At 61.5% G+C, this 15,679-nt stretch carries 12 protein-coding genes; 3 read left to right on the top strand and 9 right to left on the bottom strand.

Going from position 1 to position 15,679, the window contains the following annotated elements:
• Positions 1-345: 345 nt before the first annotated feature.
• Positions 346-1,734, top strand: coding sequence for an MFS transporter (locus tag LDZ28_RS01485; RefSeq protein ID WP_244826977.1), 1,389 nt, complete (start codon positions 346-348; stop codon positions 1,732-1,734).
• 355 nt (positions 1,735-2,089) lie between these two features.
• Here LDZ28_RS01485 and LDZ28_RS01475 read toward each other — a convergent pair whose 3' ends face one another.
• Positions 2,090-3,973, bottom strand: coding sequence for an ABC transporter ATP-binding protein/permease (locus tag LDZ28_RS01475; protein WP_244826975.1), 1,884 nt, complete (start codon positions 3,971-3,973; stop codon positions 2,090-2,092).
• Between the two features lie 214 nt (positions 3,974-4,187).
• Here LDZ28_RS01475 and LDZ28_RS01470 point away from each other — a divergent pair, with 214 nt between their 5' ends.
• Entirely contained in the window at positions 4,188-4,583 is a 396-nt protein-coding gene (locus tag LDZ28_RS01470; protein WP_244826974.1) for an acyl-CoA thioesterase, read from the top strand.
• Between the two features lie 15 nt (positions 4,584-4,598).
• On the opposite strand, the gene LDZ28_RS01465 is transcribed toward LDZ28_RS01470, so the two are convergent.
• Complete coding sequence (locus LDZ28_RS01465; protein WP_244826973.1) at positions 4,599-5,078, bottom strand: nitrate reductase associated protein; 480 nt, start codon at positions 5,076-5,078, stop codon at positions 4,599-4,601.
• Between the two features lie 203 nt (positions 5,079-5,281).
• On the opposite strand from LDZ28_RS01465, the gene fdhD reads away from it, so the two are divergent.
• Positions 5,282-6,109, top strand: a complete 828-nt coding sequence (gene fdhD, locus LDZ28_RS01460; RefSeq protein ID WP_244826972.1) for a formate dehydrogenase accessory sulfurtransferase FdhD — start codon at positions 5,282-5,284, stop codon at positions 6,107-6,109.
• Positions 6,110-6,136: 27 nt separating this feature from the next.
• Here the strand turns inward: fdhD and LDZ28_RS01455 are convergent, their stop codons facing one another.
• The 7 genes from LDZ28_RS01455 to nudB form a co-directional block, all read right to left on the bottom strand.
• Complete coding sequence (locus LDZ28_RS01455; protein WP_244826971.1) at positions 6,137-6,901, bottom strand: enoyl-CoA hydratase; 765 nt, start codon at positions 6,899-6,901, stop codon at positions 6,137-6,139.
• Positions 6,902-6,958: 57 nt separating this feature from the next.
• Positions 6,959-8,158: an acetyl-CoA C-acyltransferase gene (locus LDZ28_RS01450; protein ID WP_244826970.1), complete on the bottom strand. Its 1,200-nt coding sequence runs from the start codon at positions 8,156-8,158 to the stop codon at positions 6,959-6,961.
• A 27-nt stretch (positions 8,159-8,185) separates the two neighbouring features.
• Positions 8,186-10,615 carry a 3-hydroxyacyl-CoA dehydrogenase/enoyl-CoA hydratase family protein gene (locus tag LDZ28_RS01445; RefSeq protein WP_244826969.1) on the bottom strand — a complete coding sequence of 810 codons (2,430 nt, stop codon included), beginning with the start codon at positions 10,613-10,615 and terminating at the stop codon, positions 8,186-8,188.
• A gap of 373 nt (positions 10,616-10,988) precedes the next feature.
• The gene (locus LDZ28_RS01440; RefSeq protein ID WP_244826968.1) at positions 10,989-12,776 is read right to left on the bottom strand and encodes an acyl-CoA dehydrogenase C-terminal domain-containing protein; all 1,788 of its coding nucleotides are present in this window, start codon (positions 12,774-12,776) and stop codon (positions 10,989-10,991) included.
• A gap of 69 nt (positions 12,777-12,845) precedes the next feature.
• A complete protein-coding gene (locus LDZ28_RS01435) occupies positions 12,846-13,523 on the bottom strand; it encodes a TetR/AcrR family transcriptional regulator (RefSeq protein WP_244826967.1) in 678 nt (225 codons plus the stop codon).
• A gap of 293 nt (positions 13,524-13,816) precedes the next feature.
• Positions 13,817-15,094: a phosphatidylserine/phosphatidylglycerophosphate/cardiolipin synthase family protein gene (locus tag LDZ28_RS01430; protein WP_244827956.1), complete on the bottom strand. Its 1,278-nt coding sequence runs from the start codon at positions 15,092-15,094 to the stop codon at positions 13,817-13,819.
• Entirely contained in the window at positions 15,094-15,570 is a 477-nt protein-coding gene (gene nudB, locus LDZ28_RS01425; RefSeq protein ID WP_244826966.1) for a dihydroneopterin triphosphate diphosphatase, read from the bottom strand. Before nudB ends, LDZ28_RS01430 begins: the two co-directional genes overlap by 1 nt.
• Positions 15,571-15,679: the final 109 nt, after the last annotated feature.

Raw genomic sequence — 15,679 nt, 5'->3', positions numbered from 1 at the left:
CGGCGAAGAAAGCATTTTATAGGGATGCGCCCTGCACGCCCCATGAACCTCACGCAAGCGCGACGCACCATACCCATGCGGCTCGCGCACGAACGCGGTGCCGCAGCGCGCGCCTCGTCGCGTGGACATAAGGCGGGCAAGCGGCTCGCAAGCGTAAGCGGCACATGCCCTCAAGCCTCGCCGATAAGGGCGTCGCGCAGCCAGCCGATTGCGCACACATTTCTTTGGCATGGTGCTTGCAAATTCTCCTGGTCCCGCTCAAGCCGATTGCTCGCCTCCGCGCTGCCTGCTGATCGGTCAACCAGGCAGAAGCACTTCGCCACACGCCTACATCTGGAATTCGCAATGTCCAATCTGATCGCATCGCTCAAGAGCGGCAACTGGCGCTCGCTACTCGCCTGTTTCCTGTACTTCGATACGGGCTTCACCGTCTGGGTGCTGTATGGACCGCTCGCGCCGTTCATCGGCCGGGACATCGCGATGACAGCGGCGCAGCAGGGCTTTCTCGTCGCGGTGCCGGTGCTCGCGGCGGCGATTCTGCGCGTGACGCTCGGCAACCTCTATCAATCGACCGATGGCCGTCGCGTCGCGCTGATGGGCGTCGTGCTCTCGTCGATTCCGTCGATCGTGCTGCCGTTGTTGCCCGGCGCGCCGTCGTATGCGCTCTTGCTCGTGCTCGGCGTGTTCCTCGGCATGGGCGGCGCGAGCTTCGCCGTCGCGTTGCCGATGGCCGGCAGCAATTATCCGCCGAAGGTCCAGGGGCTGGTGCTGGGTCTCGCGGCTGCGGGCAACATCGGCGCGGTGCTCGACGGCTTCCTGTTCCCGCATCTCGCCGATGCCTTCGGCTGGCAGCTCGCCACCGCAGCAGCGCTGCCGTTGCTCGCGCTGACCGCCATCGCGCTGTACGCGTGGGCATCGGATCTCGGCGAGAAAAGCGGCAGCACAGGGCGCGCGCTGTCGAGTTTCGCGGTGACGCTCGTGAGCCTCATCGTGCTGGTGCTGGCGGTGAGCGGCGGCGTCTTCGGTGCAGGACGCACAGGCGTGTTGCTGCTGCCGGTGATGGGCGCGATCATCGCCATCGCGGTGTTGCCGGGCCGGTATCGCACCGTGCTGCGCGAGCGCGATACGTGGGTCATCATGCTCATCTACAGCATCACGTTCGGCGGCTTCGTCGGCATGTCGTCGTATGTGACGCTGCTGCTTACTTCGCTCTATCAGATGCCCAAGCTCGAAGCCGGGCTTTTCATGTCGCTGCTCGCGTTCCTCGGCGCGATCGTGCGGCCCTTTGGCGGCTATGTCGCGGATCGCGTGACTGGTGTGCGTGCGCTGCTCGTGCTGCTTGCCGTGATCGCCGTGGGCGACTTTGCCTTCGCCATCTGGATGCCGCCTGTCGCCGGCGGTCTGGCATTGCTGATTTGCCTGTATATCGCGTTCGGGCTTGGCAACGGCTCGACGTTTCAGCTCGTGCCGCATCGCTGGAAGGGCAAGACGGGCTTGCTGTCGGGGATCGTAGGCGCGGCGGGCGGTATCGGCGGATTCTATCTGCCGGTGGTGATGGGCATGGCGAAGGAAAGCACCGGCAGCTATCAGATGGGCTTCGCGACTTTCGGCGTGATCGCTACGTGCGCGTTCGGTGCGCTGTTCGTGCTGCGCGCGCAGTGGCTGCGCTGGTCATCGACGGCGGCGCTCGGGGCCGAAGGCATGGCGATGAACGGCGCGCATGCGATGGAGTAGCGTGCCGTTCATTACTTAGGCTCGACGCTCGCCGTCGAGTGCGGGCCAGCGCGCCATCGCGAAGACCCAAGGCATGATCAGGTTCACGCCGGGGATGCATAAGGTGATCAGCCACCATCCCGAATACCCGGTGCGCTGAACGATCCGTACGTAGGGGTAAAGCATGACAATGCAGATGACTAATACGGCTAGACAAGACCAGGTGCTGAGACTACTCATTTTTCCTCGGAACTTCTTTTTTAGTTGCCATGGTCGATGCGCTTCGGTTCAATCGTCAGCGCATCGGTGTGATTTAATCCGCGTAACTAATTAAATCGGGGGCGGAGTATATCACTTCCATTTCCGATTGAAAGTATCAAACCCCCGCCGTATCCCGCTGCCCCATCGCGGCGACATCATCGCTGCCGCGCTGCTGCTGAAGGGCCCACATTTGCGCGAAGAGACCACCCGCACGCAGCAGCTCCGCGTGCGTGCCGCGCTCCACGATGCGCCCGTGATCCATCACGATGATCTGCTGCGCATGCACCACCGTCGAAAGCCGGTGCGCGATGATGAGCGTGGTCCGCTCGCGAGCGATGTTATCGAGTTCATGCTGAATCGCGCGCTCCGACTTCGAATCGAGCGCGGAAGTGGCTTCGTCGAAGATGAGGATCGGCGGATTTTTCAAAAGCGTGCGCGCGATGGCCACGCGCTGCTTCTCGCCGCCCGACAACTTGAGGCCGCGTTCGCCGACCGGCGTGTCGTAACCCGCGGGCAGCGTTTCGATGAAGTCATGGATATGCGCCGCGCGCGCCGCCGCGATCACTTCGTCGCGCGATGCAGTGGGCTTTCCGTAAGCAATGTTGTAGTAGATCGAGTCGTTGAAAAGCACGGTGTCTTGCGGCACGATTCCAATTGCCGCGCGCAACGAATCCTGCGTCACGTCGCGAATGTCCTGACCATTGATCAGAATGCGGCCGCCCGCCGCGCGGTCGAGATCGTAGAAGCGAAACAGCAGCCGTCCCAGCGTCGATTTACCGGAGCCGCTATGACCCACCACCGCCGTCGTCGTGCCAGCGGGAATGGCGAAGTCGATGCCATGCAGGATGGGCCGCGCCGCCTCGTAGGCGAAGTTCACGTTGTCGAAGCGCACCGCCGCGCCCTTCACCGCAAGCGGCCGCGCATCGGGCGCGTCCGGCACTTCGCGGCCCGCGCCGAGCAGCGTGAACATGCGATCGGTATCGGTCAAAGCCTGCTTCAATTCCCTATACACCACGCCGAGAAAGTTCAGCGGAATATACAACTGCAGCATGAAGGTGTTGATGAGCACGAGGTCGCCGAGCGTGAGCCGTCCGGCCATGACGCCCTGTGTCGCGCGCCAGAGAATGAACACGAGCCCCGTGCCGATGATCGTCTGCTGCCCGAAGTTGAGCATCGACAAGGAACGCTGCGACTGGATCGCCGCCGTTCTATAGCGCTGCAGGTTCTCGTCGTAGCGGCGCGCTTCCCACTCTTCGTTGCCGAAGTACTTCACCGTCTCGTAGTTGAGCAGGGAATCTATCGCGCGGGCGTTCGCCTTCGAATCGAGATCGTTCATCGTGCGGCGAAAATGCGTTCGCCATTCCGTCACCTTCACAGTGAACACGATATACGTCACTAACGCGATGAACGTGACGATGGCGTAATACGCTTCGTACTTCGTCGCGAAGAAGGTGAGCACGAGCCCCACTTCGACGAGCGTCGGCAGAATGCTGTAGAGCGAATACGACACGAGTTGCTGAATGCCGCGCGTGCCGCGTTCGATATCGCGCGACATGCCGCCCGTTTGCCGCTCCAGATGAAAGCGCAGCGACAGCGCGTGCAGATGCCGAAACACCTTGAGCGCAAGCTGGCGCACCGCGCTCTCCGTGACCTTCGCAAAGAGCAGTTCGCGCAGTTCGGTGAAGATCGAAGTCGACAGCCGCACGAGCGCATAAGCGATTACCAGCAACCCGATTCCGCCGATCAGCACGAGCCCCGGCGCGTCCTGCGCGCGGCCAAGCGCGGTGAGATGCTGCACGGACGAGAGGCTATCGACGATATGCTTCATCACGATAGGCACGCCGAGGTTCGTCACCTTCGCACCGATGAGACACGCAAGCGCGAACGCCACGCGCACCTTGTACGTGGCGAGGTAAGGCAACAGCGAGCGGATCGTCTGCCAGTCGCGGCGCGAGCCCTTGGCGGGCGCGCCCGTCTCTCTCGTGGGGATGCGGCGCATGAGTCGTATTTTTCGGGCGCCTTCGGGCACGTTGCGCGGGGGCGGCGTTTCAGACGCTTGGGGTTCTTGCGGGAGCGCGATCTACGCGTGCTATCCCGGTACAATTCGCGAGACTCGCTGGCTTGCTGCTCGCGAGTCATCTATACATATGCATTGTCGCAGAAGGTTCAAGGCCCCGCTCATGGCCACTGCGACGCAACACCGGACCCTTTCCATGCCCCAAGAATCCAGTCTTCCCCAAAAGCCGGTCGCCCTGCGTGTCGTTCCGCAGCCCGCCGACGCCAACGTACACGGCGATGTCTTCGGCGGCTGGATCATGGCGCAGGTGGATATCGCGGGTTCCATTCCCGCGAGCCGGCGCGCGAACGGACGCGTGGCGACCGTCGCCGTGAACTCGTTCCTGTTCAAGCATCCGGTATTCGTCGGCGATCTGCTGAGCTTCTACGCGGACATCGTCAAGACGGGCAACACGTCGGTGACGATATCCGTCGAGGTCTATGCGCAGCGCATGAGTCTCGCGGAAGAAGTGGTCAAGGTGACGGAGGCGACACTGACCTATGTCGCCACGGATCGCGATCGTCGCCCGCGCGTGTTGCCCGCGCTCGATTGAAAATCTCGCAGACGTTTATTCGGTCAGGCCGAATTCGCGCATCGCCGGCAAGAAGTCGTGATTGAGTTTGTCTGCGTTGCGCGAGAGCTTGGCTAGCGCATAACGCTGGAAGCGATCGAGCTTGCCCCAGCGCGACAAGCTCGGCGCGCTCACACCAGCTAGACTGCTCTGACGAATCACGGATTCTGGCACGGCATCGGCATGTGCCCAGACGGGATCGGTGTCGCGCTCGATTTGTTCCGGCGTGGCATTGGCATGTGTTTTCAGCATCTCTTCGAGCGCGAGATCGAAGTTCTTTTCGAGTTCCGCATCGTCTTCCACGGGAAAGCGTGCAAGCAACGCGCGATCTTCATACGGAAGCTGTTGCCATTCCTCGAGCGCGATACGCATGCCAAAGCGATCCAGATTGAAGCGCACGGCAAGCGGAATGAAACGCAAGTTGTCCGAGGATTCAACCTCGAAGCCGAAGAGACGAGCGGCGTCGTAAAGTCCCATGACGTTAGCCTCGTTGGATTGAGGGGCGCGCGCGGCGCGCATCGCCCGCTTAAGTTATTGTAGGGCTCTGAATCTGGCTGGAACCGTTGCAAATGAACCGCTGGCGCGCGCTTTTGAAAACGCGGACAGCATGACATGGCAGCAAGTGTCATACCCACACTTTACTTGAACGCGGCGGCCATGCGGTAAAGAAGGAGCAGCAAGTGAGTCGACTCGATACCGACGATCAACCCGGCTATGTCGAACGCAACGTGCGCAGACATCGCAAGGGCGAGAGCGCGATCGTCACGGATAACGTGGGCCAGGAATGGCCCGTTGCGCTCGTCTACAACGGCATCTCGCACGCGGTCATGATGTGCACGCCGCGCGATCTCGAAGCCTTCGCGGTGGGCTTCTCGCTGACGGAAGGTATTGTCGAGCGGGGCAGCGACATTCACGACATCGAAGTCTATTACCGTGATGAAGCAGACGCGCTGCCTCATGCCGAAGTGCACTTGCAAGTCGTGCAGCAGGCGTTCGTTTCGCTGAAGGACAAGCGGCGCGCATTGACGGGCCGCACGGGTTGCGGCGTGTGCGGGATCGAGAGTATCGACTTGCTGGATTTGCAGCCCGAAGCCGTGCCGGATACCGGCTTTCTCGCGAAGCTCGCGCCCGATGCCATCGAACGCGCCGCGCGCGATCTGCCCGCGCATCAGCGGCTGACGAAGCTCACCGGCGGCCTGCACGCCGCTGCATGGTGCGACGAAACAGGCGCGGTGCTGCACGCGTTCGAGGATGTCGGCCGCCATAACGCGCTCGACAAACTCATCGGCCATCTCGTGCTGCAGCGTGTGGACACGACGCAAGGCTTCGTGTTTCTGTCGAGCCGCGCAAGCTACGAACTCGTGCGCAAGTCGGCGCGCGTCGGCGTGCCGATGATCGCGACTATCTCCGCGCCGACTTCGCTTGCCATCGCCATCGCGAAGAAAGCGAGCCTGAGGCTCGTCAGCTTCGCGCGCGAAAACAGCTTCGTCGAGTACGACGCGGATTGAGCGCGCTTCAGGCGTTTTGCGCAGGCTTTATTCGAACGCGCTGAAGTTCGGTTTGCGTTTCTCGAAGAACGCCTGAAACGCCTCACGCGCTTCCGGCGCGGCGAGCATGCGCGCAAAGTGCCCCGCTTCCTCGCCCATGCGCGCGGTGACTTCCGCCGCCTGTGCGCCCTTCAGCAAGGACTTGGTGGTGCGCAGCGACGACGCCGGCAACGCGGCCAGCTTCCTCGCCTTGCCAAGAGCGTAGGCATCGAGTTCGGTGGCAGCGAGCACGCCGTTGACAAAGCCCATTTCGGTGGCTTCCTTGACATCGAATGCTTCGCCGAGCAGCAGCTTTTCCGCCGCACGCTGGTATCCGGCGATACGCGGCAACAATAGACTCGATGCCGCTTCCGGACACAAGCCGAGCTGCACGAACGGCAGCGAGAACTTCGCGCCCTCGGCCGCGTAGACGAGATCGCAATGCAGAAGCATCGTCGTGCCGATACCCACCGCCACACCCGATACCGCCGCAACCACCGGCTTCGGCATCGCGCTCAGGCGGCGCAGGAATTGAAACACGGGCGCGTCCTGGTCTTTGGGCGGATCGTTGAGAAAGTCTTCGAGGTCGTTGCCCGCGCTAAAAGCGCCGCCGTTGCCGCGAATCAGCACGGCGCGCACGGAAGGATCTTTCTCGGCTTCGTAAAGACCGTCGGCCATCTCCTGATACATCGCAGCCGTGATCGCGTTCTTCTTCTCGGGGCGATTCAGCACGATGCAGAGCACGCCATCCGCGCGTTCGATGAGAATCTCCATCTTCCGTCTCCTGTCGTGATGGTCCGCTAACGCTCGACGCGCTGGCGGACCACGTCATCACAGCCGCTCGATGATGCCGGCAGCGCCCATTCCGGTGCCGACGCACATCGTCACCATGCCGTACTTCAGATTGCGGCGGCGCAGGCCATGTACGACGGTCGCCGCGCGAATCGCGCCGGTCGCGCCGAGCGGATGCCCGAGCGCAATCGCACCGCCGAGCGGATTGACCTTCGAAGGATCGAGCCCGAGGTCCTGAATCACCGCGAGCGACTGCGCCGCGAATGCCTCGTTGAGTTCGATCCAGTCGATGTCATCCTGCTTGAGACCGGCGGCCTTCAATGCAGCGGGAATCGCTTCCTTCGGCCCGATGCCCATGATCTCCGGCGGCACGCCGCGCACTGCAAAGCTCACGAAGCGCGCGAGCGGCGTGAGGTTGAATTGCTTCAACACTTTCTCCGACACGACGATCAACGCGCCCGCGCCATCGGAAGTTTGCGAACTGTTGCCCGCCGTCACCGAGCCCTTGTTCGCGAACACCGCGCGCAGCTTCGCGAGACCTTCGACGCTCGTATCGGCGCGCGGACCTTCGTCGAGCGCGATCTCACGGGCATTCACGCGCACTTCGCCCGAAGCGAGATCGGGGAAGCGTTCGTTGAGCGTGTAAGCCGCGATTTCATCGGCGAATTCGCCCGCCTTTTGCGCCGCCAACGCACGCCGATGCGACTGCGCCGCGAACGCGTCCTGCGCCTCGCGGCTCACCTTCCAGCGCTCGGCCACGCGCTCGGCGGTCAGCCCCATGCCGTACGCAATGCCGACGTCCTCATTGCGATCGAAGATATGCGGCGACAGCGACGGCTTGTTGCCCATCATCGGCACCATGCTCATGGACTCGCAGCCGCCTGCGATCATCGCGTCGGATTCGCCCACGCGGATGCGGTCCGCGGCCATCGCGAGCGCCGTCAGACCCGATGCGCAGAAGCGGTTCACCGTCACGCCGCCGACCGTGTTCGGCAGACCCGCGAGCAAGGCGCCCATGCGCGCGACGTTCAGCCCTTGCTCGGCTTCGGGAATGGCGCAGCCGACGATCGCGTCTTCGATCACGCTCGTGTCGAGTCCGGGCACTTGCGCCACAGCCGAGCGGATGGCGTGGACCAGCAGTTCATCCGGGCGCGTGTTCTTGAACACGCCGCGCGGCGCCTTACCAATAGGCGTGCGGCTCGCGGCGACAATGTATGCGTCTTGCAATTGCTTGCTCATTATTTGCAGCTCCAATAGGTCGCGTGTTCAGTTGCGCACCGGCTTGCCGGTCTGCAGCATGCCCATGATCCGTTCCTGCGTTTTCTGCGTGCCGAGCAACTCGACGAACGCGCGGCGTTCGAGCGCGAGCAGCCATTCTTCATCGACGAGACTGCCGGCTTCGACATCGCCGCCGCACATGGCTTCCGCTATGCGGCTCGCGATCAGATAGTCGTGCTCGCTGATGAAGCGGCCATCGCGCATGTTGACGAGCGACGCCTTGATGGTCGAAATCGCCGAGCGGCCCGCCACCGGCACCTGTTTCACGCGCAAGGGCGGACGGTAGCCGGTATCGGCGAGCGCGCGCGCTTCCTTCTTCGCGATGTCGAGCAACTCGTGCACGTTGAAGACGATGGTGTCCGTGGGCTTGAGATAACCCATCGCGCGGGCGTCGAAAGCGGAGGTGGAAACCTTCGCCATCGCGGCGTTCTCGAACGACTTCTGCAGGAACTTGAGCAGATCGGTCGTTGCGTTGACGGCGTTCGCGGCATCGGCGGCGCGCAACGCGGCTTCCTTCAGACCACCGCCCGCAGGCACGAGACCCACGCCTACTTCGACGAGACCGATATAGCTTTCGACGTGCGCGACGCGCTTGGCCGAATGCAGCAGCAACTCGCAACCGCCGCCAAGCGCGATGCCCGACACGGCCGCGATGACCGGCACATTCGCGTACTTCACGCGCAACATGCCTTGCTGGAACTTCTTCACGAACGGGTCGATGCCCTTCGCGCCGCCCATCATGAACGCGGGCATGGCTTCCTCGAGATTCGCCCCCGCCGAGAACGGACCGCCCGGCGCGCCGAGCGCAAGCGAAGTCGGCTGCCAGATCACCACGCCGCGATACGCTTTCTCGGCGAGTTCGATGGCTTGCGTGAGACCGTCGATCACGCCCGGGCCAATGGTGTTCAGCTTCGTCTTGAACGACACGATGACGACATCGCTTTGCTCGTCATCGAGCCAGGCGCGCACGCTTTCGGTTTCGAAGAGCGTCTTGCCGAAGGTCTTGGGATCGGCGCCCGTCTCGCCGACGAGCGGCGCGCGAAATACTTGCTTCTCGTACACGGACAAGCTCGAGCGCGGCACGAAGCGGCGTTCCCGCGGCGACCACGAACCCCCGCTCGTATGCACGCCGCCTTTTTCCGCGACGGGACCGTCGAGCACCCACGCGGGCAGCGGCGCTTTCGAGAGCGCCTTGCCTGCATCGATATCTTCCTGCACCCACTTCGCGATCTGCTGCCAGCCCGCCGCTTGCCAGCTTTCGAACGGCCCTTGATTCCAGCCGAAGCCCCAGCGAATGGCGAGATCGACGTCGCGCGCGTTATCCGCGATCGATTCGAGATGCACCGCGATGTAGTGGAACACGTCACGGAAAATGGCCCAGAGGAACTGTGCCTGCGGATCGTCCGTCTCGCGCAACAGCTTGAAGCGCTCGGCGGGCGGACGCTTCAGAATGCGGCCGACGAGTTCATCGGCCTTCGCGCCGCCATCGACGTATTGCGCGGTCTTCGGATCGAGCACCTTGATCGCGCGCCCTTCCTTGCGATAGAAACCGGCGCCCGTCTTCTGGCCGAGTGCGCCGCTTTCCACCAGTTTCGCGAGCACGGGCGGCGTGGCGTAGATGGGCAGGAAGGGATCGTCCGGCAGGTTGTCCTGCATCGTCTTGATGACATGCGCCATCGTGTCGAGACCGACGACATCCGCGGTGCGGAAGGTGGCGGACTTGGCGCGACCGAGACGCGAACCCGTGAGGTCATCGACCTGATCGAAGCGCAGACCGAACTTTTCCGCTTCGGCGATCACGGCGAGAATCGAGAACACGCCGACACGATTCGCGATGAAGTTCGGCGTGTCTTTCGCGCGTACCACGCCCTTGCCGACCACGCTCGTCAGGAACGTTTCGAGTTGATCGAGGATATGCGGTTGCGTGGTTGCGGTCGGAATGAGTTCGACCAGATGCATGTAGCGCGGCGGATTGAAGAAATGCACGCCGCAGAAGCGCGCCTTGAGTTCATCCGAAAAGCCGTTCGACAGTTCCGTGATCGAGAGGCCGGACGTATTGCTTGCGAAGATGGCGTGCGGCGCGATGTGCGGCGAGACCTTCTTGTAGAGATCGTGCTTCCAGTCCATGCGTTCGGCGATGGCTTCGATGACGAGATCGCACTCGGCGAGTTTGGCGATATCGTCTTCGTAGTTAGCCGGCTCGATGAAGTTCGCGTCGTCCTTGATACCGAGCGGCGCGGGCGAGAGCTTCTTGAGATTGTCGATGGCTTTGAGCGCGATGCCGTTCTTGGGACCTTCCTTGGCTGGCAGATCGAATAGCAGCACGGGTACGCGAGCGTTGATCAGATGCGCGGCGATTTGCGCGCCCATTACGCCGGCGCCGAGCACGGCGACTTTGCGAATGTTGAGAGTGCCCACGAATAAGCCTCCAAAAAAAGGGGTTGTGCGCGACTTGTATCGAATGGCTGCGCGCTACCCAATGAGCACCAAAACTAATGAGCAAAACACGTTAGTCATTGGAAGTGCTCAATGGGCCTGTGATAAATAGCGGGAAACCGGTTGTTCTTCAGAAGGCGGGCTCGCCCTGAGATGAACCTGAGGCGTTGGACATTTGGAGCGCTCAAAGGGTTTGTGGTGAATAGCGGGGAACCAGTTGTGCTTCAGAAGCGGGTTCAGAAGCTGCTTTCTTTGGTGACTTTCTTTGCAGCAGCAAAGAAAGTTACCCCTCCGCCGGGGAGGCGGCTACTGCATGTAACCGCACGAAAGCAGCACAGGCTCCCCTAAAAAAAAATCAAAACAAAGCCTCGTCGTAATCCATCATAGGCTTGGCCCCCGCGCGAGCAGCACGAATAGTAGAGGCTGTCTCGGGCAGCAGCTTGGCGAAGTAAAACCGCGCAGTAGCGAGCTTGGCCTTATAAAAAGCATCGTCAGAAGAAGCGTTATCGAGCGCCACCCGAGCCATCCGCGCCCAAAAATAAGAAAACACCAAATGCCCGACCGTACGCAGATATGGCACCGCAGCCGCGCCCACTTCATCGGGATTCTGCATGGCTTTCATGCCGATCTCCATGGTGAGCTTCTGCACCTTGTCGCCGATATCCGCGAGCGGATTGATGAACTCCTGCATCTCCGGCTTAACGCCCTCTTCCTCGACGAAATCCGCGACCAGCTTGCCGAAGCGCTTCAATTTCGCGCCCATGTCGCCGAGAATCTTGCGGCCGAGCAGATCGAGCGCCTGAATGGAATTCGTGCCTTCGTAGATCATGTTGATGCGCGCATCGCGCACGTACTGCTCCATGCCCCATTCGGAGATGAAGCCATGACCGCCGTAAATCTGCATGGCCATGTTCGTGCCTTCGAACGCGTTATCGGTGAGAAATGCCTTGATGACGGGCGTGAGCAACGCGACGAAATCCGCCGCCTCGCGACGCGCCGCTTCATCCGCATGCGAAAGTTCCTTGTCGATATTGAGCGCCGCCCAATAAGCAAACGCGCGCCCCGCTTCGGCATAGGCTTTTTGCGTGAGCAGCATGCGCCGCACGTCCGGATGCACGATGATCGGATCGGCCGCCTTCTCCGGCGCCTTCGGACCGGTGAGCGAGCGCATCTGCAAGCGCTCTTTTGCATAGACGAGCGAGTTCTGATACGCGACTTCGGTGAGACCAAGACCCTGCATGCCGACACCCAGGCGTGCCGCGTTCATCATCACGAACATGGCGTTCAAGCCCTTGCTCTCTTCGCCGACGAGCCAGCCCTTCGCGCCATCGAGATTGATCACGCAGGTGGCGTTGCCGTGGATGCCCATCTTGTGTTCGATCGATCCACACTTGACGCCATTGCGCTCGCCCAGTGCGCCGTTCGAATCCGGCACGAACTTCGGCACGATGAAAAGCGAAATGCCCTTGGTGCCGGCAGGTGCGCCCGGTAGACGCGCCAACACGAGATGGACGATGTTCTCGGCCATGTCGTGCTCGCCGCTCGAAATGAAGATCTTCGTGCCGGTGAGCGCAAAGGAACCGTCGCCGTTCGGCTCGGCCTTCGTGCGCAGAATGCCGAGGTCGGTGCCGCAATGCGGCTCGGTCAGACACATCGTCCCGGTCCATTCGCCCGAAACGAGCTTCGACAGATACGTGCTCTTTTGCTCCGGCGTGCCATGCGCGTGCAGACATTCATACGCGCCATGCGAGAGGCCGGGGTACATCGTCCAGGCCTGATTCGCGGAGTTGAGCATTTCGTAGAGCGCGTTGTTCACGAACGCGGGCAAGCCCTGTCCGCCAAACTCGGGATCGCAGCCGAGCGCGGGCCAGCCCGCCTCGACATACTGGCGATACGCCTCCTTGAAACCGGCGGGCGTGCGCACGACGCCATCGCCTTCATACGTGCAGCCTTCGCGGTCGCCACTCTGGTTGAGCGGAAAGACGACTTCGGCGCAGAACTTGCCGGCTTCTTCGAGCACCTGATTGATGGTGTCCGCGTCGAGATCGGCGTGCTTCGGCATGTTCTTCAGTTCTGCTTCGACATCGAGCAATTCGTGCAGCACGAACTGCATGTCGCGCAACGGGGCGGCGTACTGTCCCATGAGTCTCTCCAGTTTCTTCGGGCTTCTCGTCAGGCGCCGCCAAACCGTTGTGCGATTCGTGCGGCGCCGCTAACGGCTATCGGGTTGTGGTGAAGCTAAAGTCGCCGTGGCGCCCACGCTTGCCGCGATACTGCTGTGCACGCGCGCGGTCGATTCCGGCGACTGATACGAATCGATCGTTTTTTCCAGCGCATCCCGCGTCAGTTGCACGGCTTCCGGCAAGTGAAGGAAGCGCGCGTCGTGATGCAGGCCGAGCGTGAAACTGTACAACTCGAAGAGCATCAGTTGCGGATCGGTATCCGGCTTCAAATGCCCCTCGTCCTTCGACTGGCGTATTGCGCGCAAGAGCGCCTCTCGCCACGTCGTCACGCTGCTTACCAGTTGCTCTCGCACGGCGCTCGCCGCGCGGTCGTCGTACTCCACCGCGCCGCTGATATAGATGCAGCCCGTGGTCACCTCCTGGATACGCTTTTCCATCCAGCGATCCATCATGGCGCGCAGCCTCGGCAATCCGCGCGGCTCTCGCAGGCTCGGGAAGAACACTTCGTCCTCGAAGCGGCGGTGGTACTCGCGTACCACTTCGACCTGCAAATCTTCGCGCGATCCGAAATGCGCAAACACTCCGCTCTTGCTCATTTGCATCCGCTCGGCCAGCAACCCGATGGTCAGCCCTTCCAGCCCGTCCCGGCTCGCCAATTCAAGCGCTGCGTCGAGAATCGCGGCCCGCGTCTGTTCGCCTTTTCGCATGATGTCTCTACCGTCCTCTCGTGACCCGATTTAAAACGAACGGCCGTTCTATTATTATGGCCAGTCGCCAATGAAACAAGAAAATTATTAGAAAACCGTTTCTAACCCGCCGCCAACGTCAATAGGATAAGTCTCAACATTAGCCGCTCGATTGTCCCTTTTTAATTGATAACTGCATGCTAGTGACTGCCCGAGTTCCCATTTTCTGAACCGGGCATGCTGCGGTGCATGAAGGAACAATTTGCTGCTGGTCAGCAGCAATCTACACGAATCGAGAGCCAAAATCGTAGTGATCAGTCGTATTGACCGATCGTGATGACTTTCATCATCAGACGATAAGTGTTGTAGGCGAACCAGCTCAGCATGCGCTCGGTGACGGGGCGCGCGGCGTAATGCTTCTGGTCGATAGGACGGCCTTCGTCGAAGGCGTTGAGGATGGCGTCGTGCAAACCGGCGATTTCCGGGTGATTCACGAGCACCATGTTGGCCTCGTTATTCAAGACGAGACTGAGCGCGTCTAAATTGGAGGAGCCGATGGTTGCCCAGTCGGAATCCACGACGGCGACCTTGCCGTGAAGCATGGTTTTCTCATATTCGGCGATACGCACGCCGTGCTTGAGCAGGTTGCCATAGAGAAACGGCGTGGCGTAGTCGAGCGCCACGAATTCCTTGCGGCCAATCAGCAGTGAAACGCGCACGCCGCGCCGTGCCGCATACACGAGCGCACGCCGCAGTTTCCGTCCAGGCATGAAGTAAGGATTCGCGAGCAGCACTTCGCTTTCCGCATGCGAGATGGCACGCAGATACGCCTTCTCGATGGCTCGCCGGTTCAACAGATTATCGCGCGCGACGAAAGCGACGCACGGCTGATCGACGGCGTGGATTTCGCCGAGCTGGGCGCGTTTGCGCGCGCGCATCGAACGGCGCGCGCTCCAGCGGCTTTGCTGCGGCTCGGGCTCGCATCCCGGCTGGCGCGGCTGACGCGGTTTCACGCCAAGACGAATACGTTGCCATTGCAAATCGATCGCTTCGCCTACGTCCTTCACTACCGGACCTTGCGCTTCCATCGCGAAGTCCCAGCGTGGTTGTTCGAGGCGCGTGCCGTTCTGATCGTAATCGTCGACGATATTGATGCCGCCGCAAAACGCGTAGGTCTCGTCGACGATCGCGAGCTTGCGATGCGTGCGCGACCATCCTTGCGGCCCGAACAAAAGATGCGGATTGTAAATGCGATGCTCGACGCCGCTTTCCTTCCAGAGCGTGAACATCGGCAGTTTGCTGTCGGTGCCGATGCCATCGGTGATCACGCGCACCGTCACGCCGCGTTGGGCCGCGCGCACGAGCGCATCGGAGACAGCGCGGCCGATGTCGTCGTTGGCGAAGATATACGTTTCCAGCGACACCGACGTGCGCGCATTGTCGATGCGCTCTATCAACGCCGGGAAGAACTGCACGCCGCACTTGAAGATACGAACGTGATTGCCCGACGTGAAGCACAGACGCGACGGCCGACGGCCCGAGAAAAGCGCCTCGCGCAGCCGCTTGAATTTGCGTCGCGGGCGAATGTCCATCACCGGCTATGCGCCGCGAGGCGCTCGGGCAATTGCAAAATGGCTTCGCGGTTCGACCACGAGAAGCAGCGATCCGCGGCTTCGCGCAGAGGCAGCCACAAGTGTGAAGTGTGTTCGCGCGGCGCGAGTGTCACTTCGAGACAGTGCGGCACGAGCAGGCTGAACTGGTGTTCGGTATTGTGCGTGACGCCTTCGGCATAGCGATGCCGCCACCGCGGATAGATCTCGTACTGAATGCTGTGATTCCAGTCGAGCAACGCGTTCTCCGGCACGAGCGGACTGCCGATCACGATCCCCGTTTCCTCTTGCACTTCGCGCGCGGCGGTCTCGGCAAGCGGCTCGTCGATACGGTCCTTCGAACCCGTCACGGACTGCCAGAAGCCCTCGTGATCCGCGCGTTCGATGATGAGCACATCGAGCATTGGCGTGTGAATGACGACGAGTACGGATTCAGGGATTTTCGGCGGCTTGAGCATGACGGTTTATGCGCGCGTTTCATTGTGTGCCTCTATGGCGAATGACTGTAACGCAAAAACGGAAAAAGGCGCACTTGGCGCCTTCTTCATCGTGCTGTAGCGAACGCGC

Origin of the sequence: Caballeronia sp. TF1N1, assembly GCF_022878925.1 — a bacterium.
Taxonomy (GTDB): Bacteria; Pseudomonadota; Gammaproteobacteria; order Burkholderiales; family Burkholderiaceae; genus Caballeronia.
Note: the sequence above shows the minus strand (reverse complement) of the source record. Positions and strands in the feature narration are given on the sequence as shown.

Coding starts and splice junctions, on each gene's coding strand:
- LDZ28_RS01485 (WP_244826977.1), top strand. CDS start 346: ATGTCCAATCTGATCGCATCGCTCAAGAGCGGCAACTGGCGCTCGCTA.
- LDZ28_RS01475 (WP_244826975.1), bottom strand. CDS start 3,973: ATGCGCCGCATCCCCACGAGAGAGACGGGCGCGCCCGCCAAGGGCTCG.
- LDZ28_RS01470 (WP_244826974.1), top strand. CDS start 4,188: ATGCCCCAAGAATCCAGTCTTCCCCAAAAGCCGGTCGCCCTGCGTGTC.
- LDZ28_RS01465 (WP_244826973.1), bottom strand. CDS start 5,078: ATGGGACTTTACGACGCCGCTCGTCTCTTCGGCTTCGAGGTTGAATCC.
- LDZ28_RS01455 (WP_244826971.1), bottom strand. CDS start 6,901: ATGGAGATTCTCATCGAACGCGCGGATGGCGTGCTCTGCATCGTGCTG.
- LDZ28_RS01450 (WP_244826970.1), bottom strand. CDS start 8,158: ATGAGCAAGCAATTGCAAGACGCATACATTGTCGCCGCGAGCCGCACG.
- LDZ28_RS01440 (WP_244826968.1), bottom strand. CDS start 12,776: ATGGGACAGTACGCCGCCCCGTTGCGCGACATGCAGTTCGTGCTGCAC.
- LDZ28_RS01435 (WP_244826967.1), bottom strand. CDS start 13,523: ATGCGAAAAGGCGAACAGACGCGGGCCGCGATTCTCGACGCAGCGCTT.
- LDZ28_RS01430 (WP_244827956.1), bottom strand. CDS start 15,094: ATGGACATTCGCCCGCGACGCAAATTCAAGCGGCTGCGCGAGGCGCTT.
- nudB (WP_244826966.1), bottom strand. CDS start 15,570: ATGCTCAAGCCGCCGAAAATCCCTGAATCCGTACTCGTCGTCATTCAC.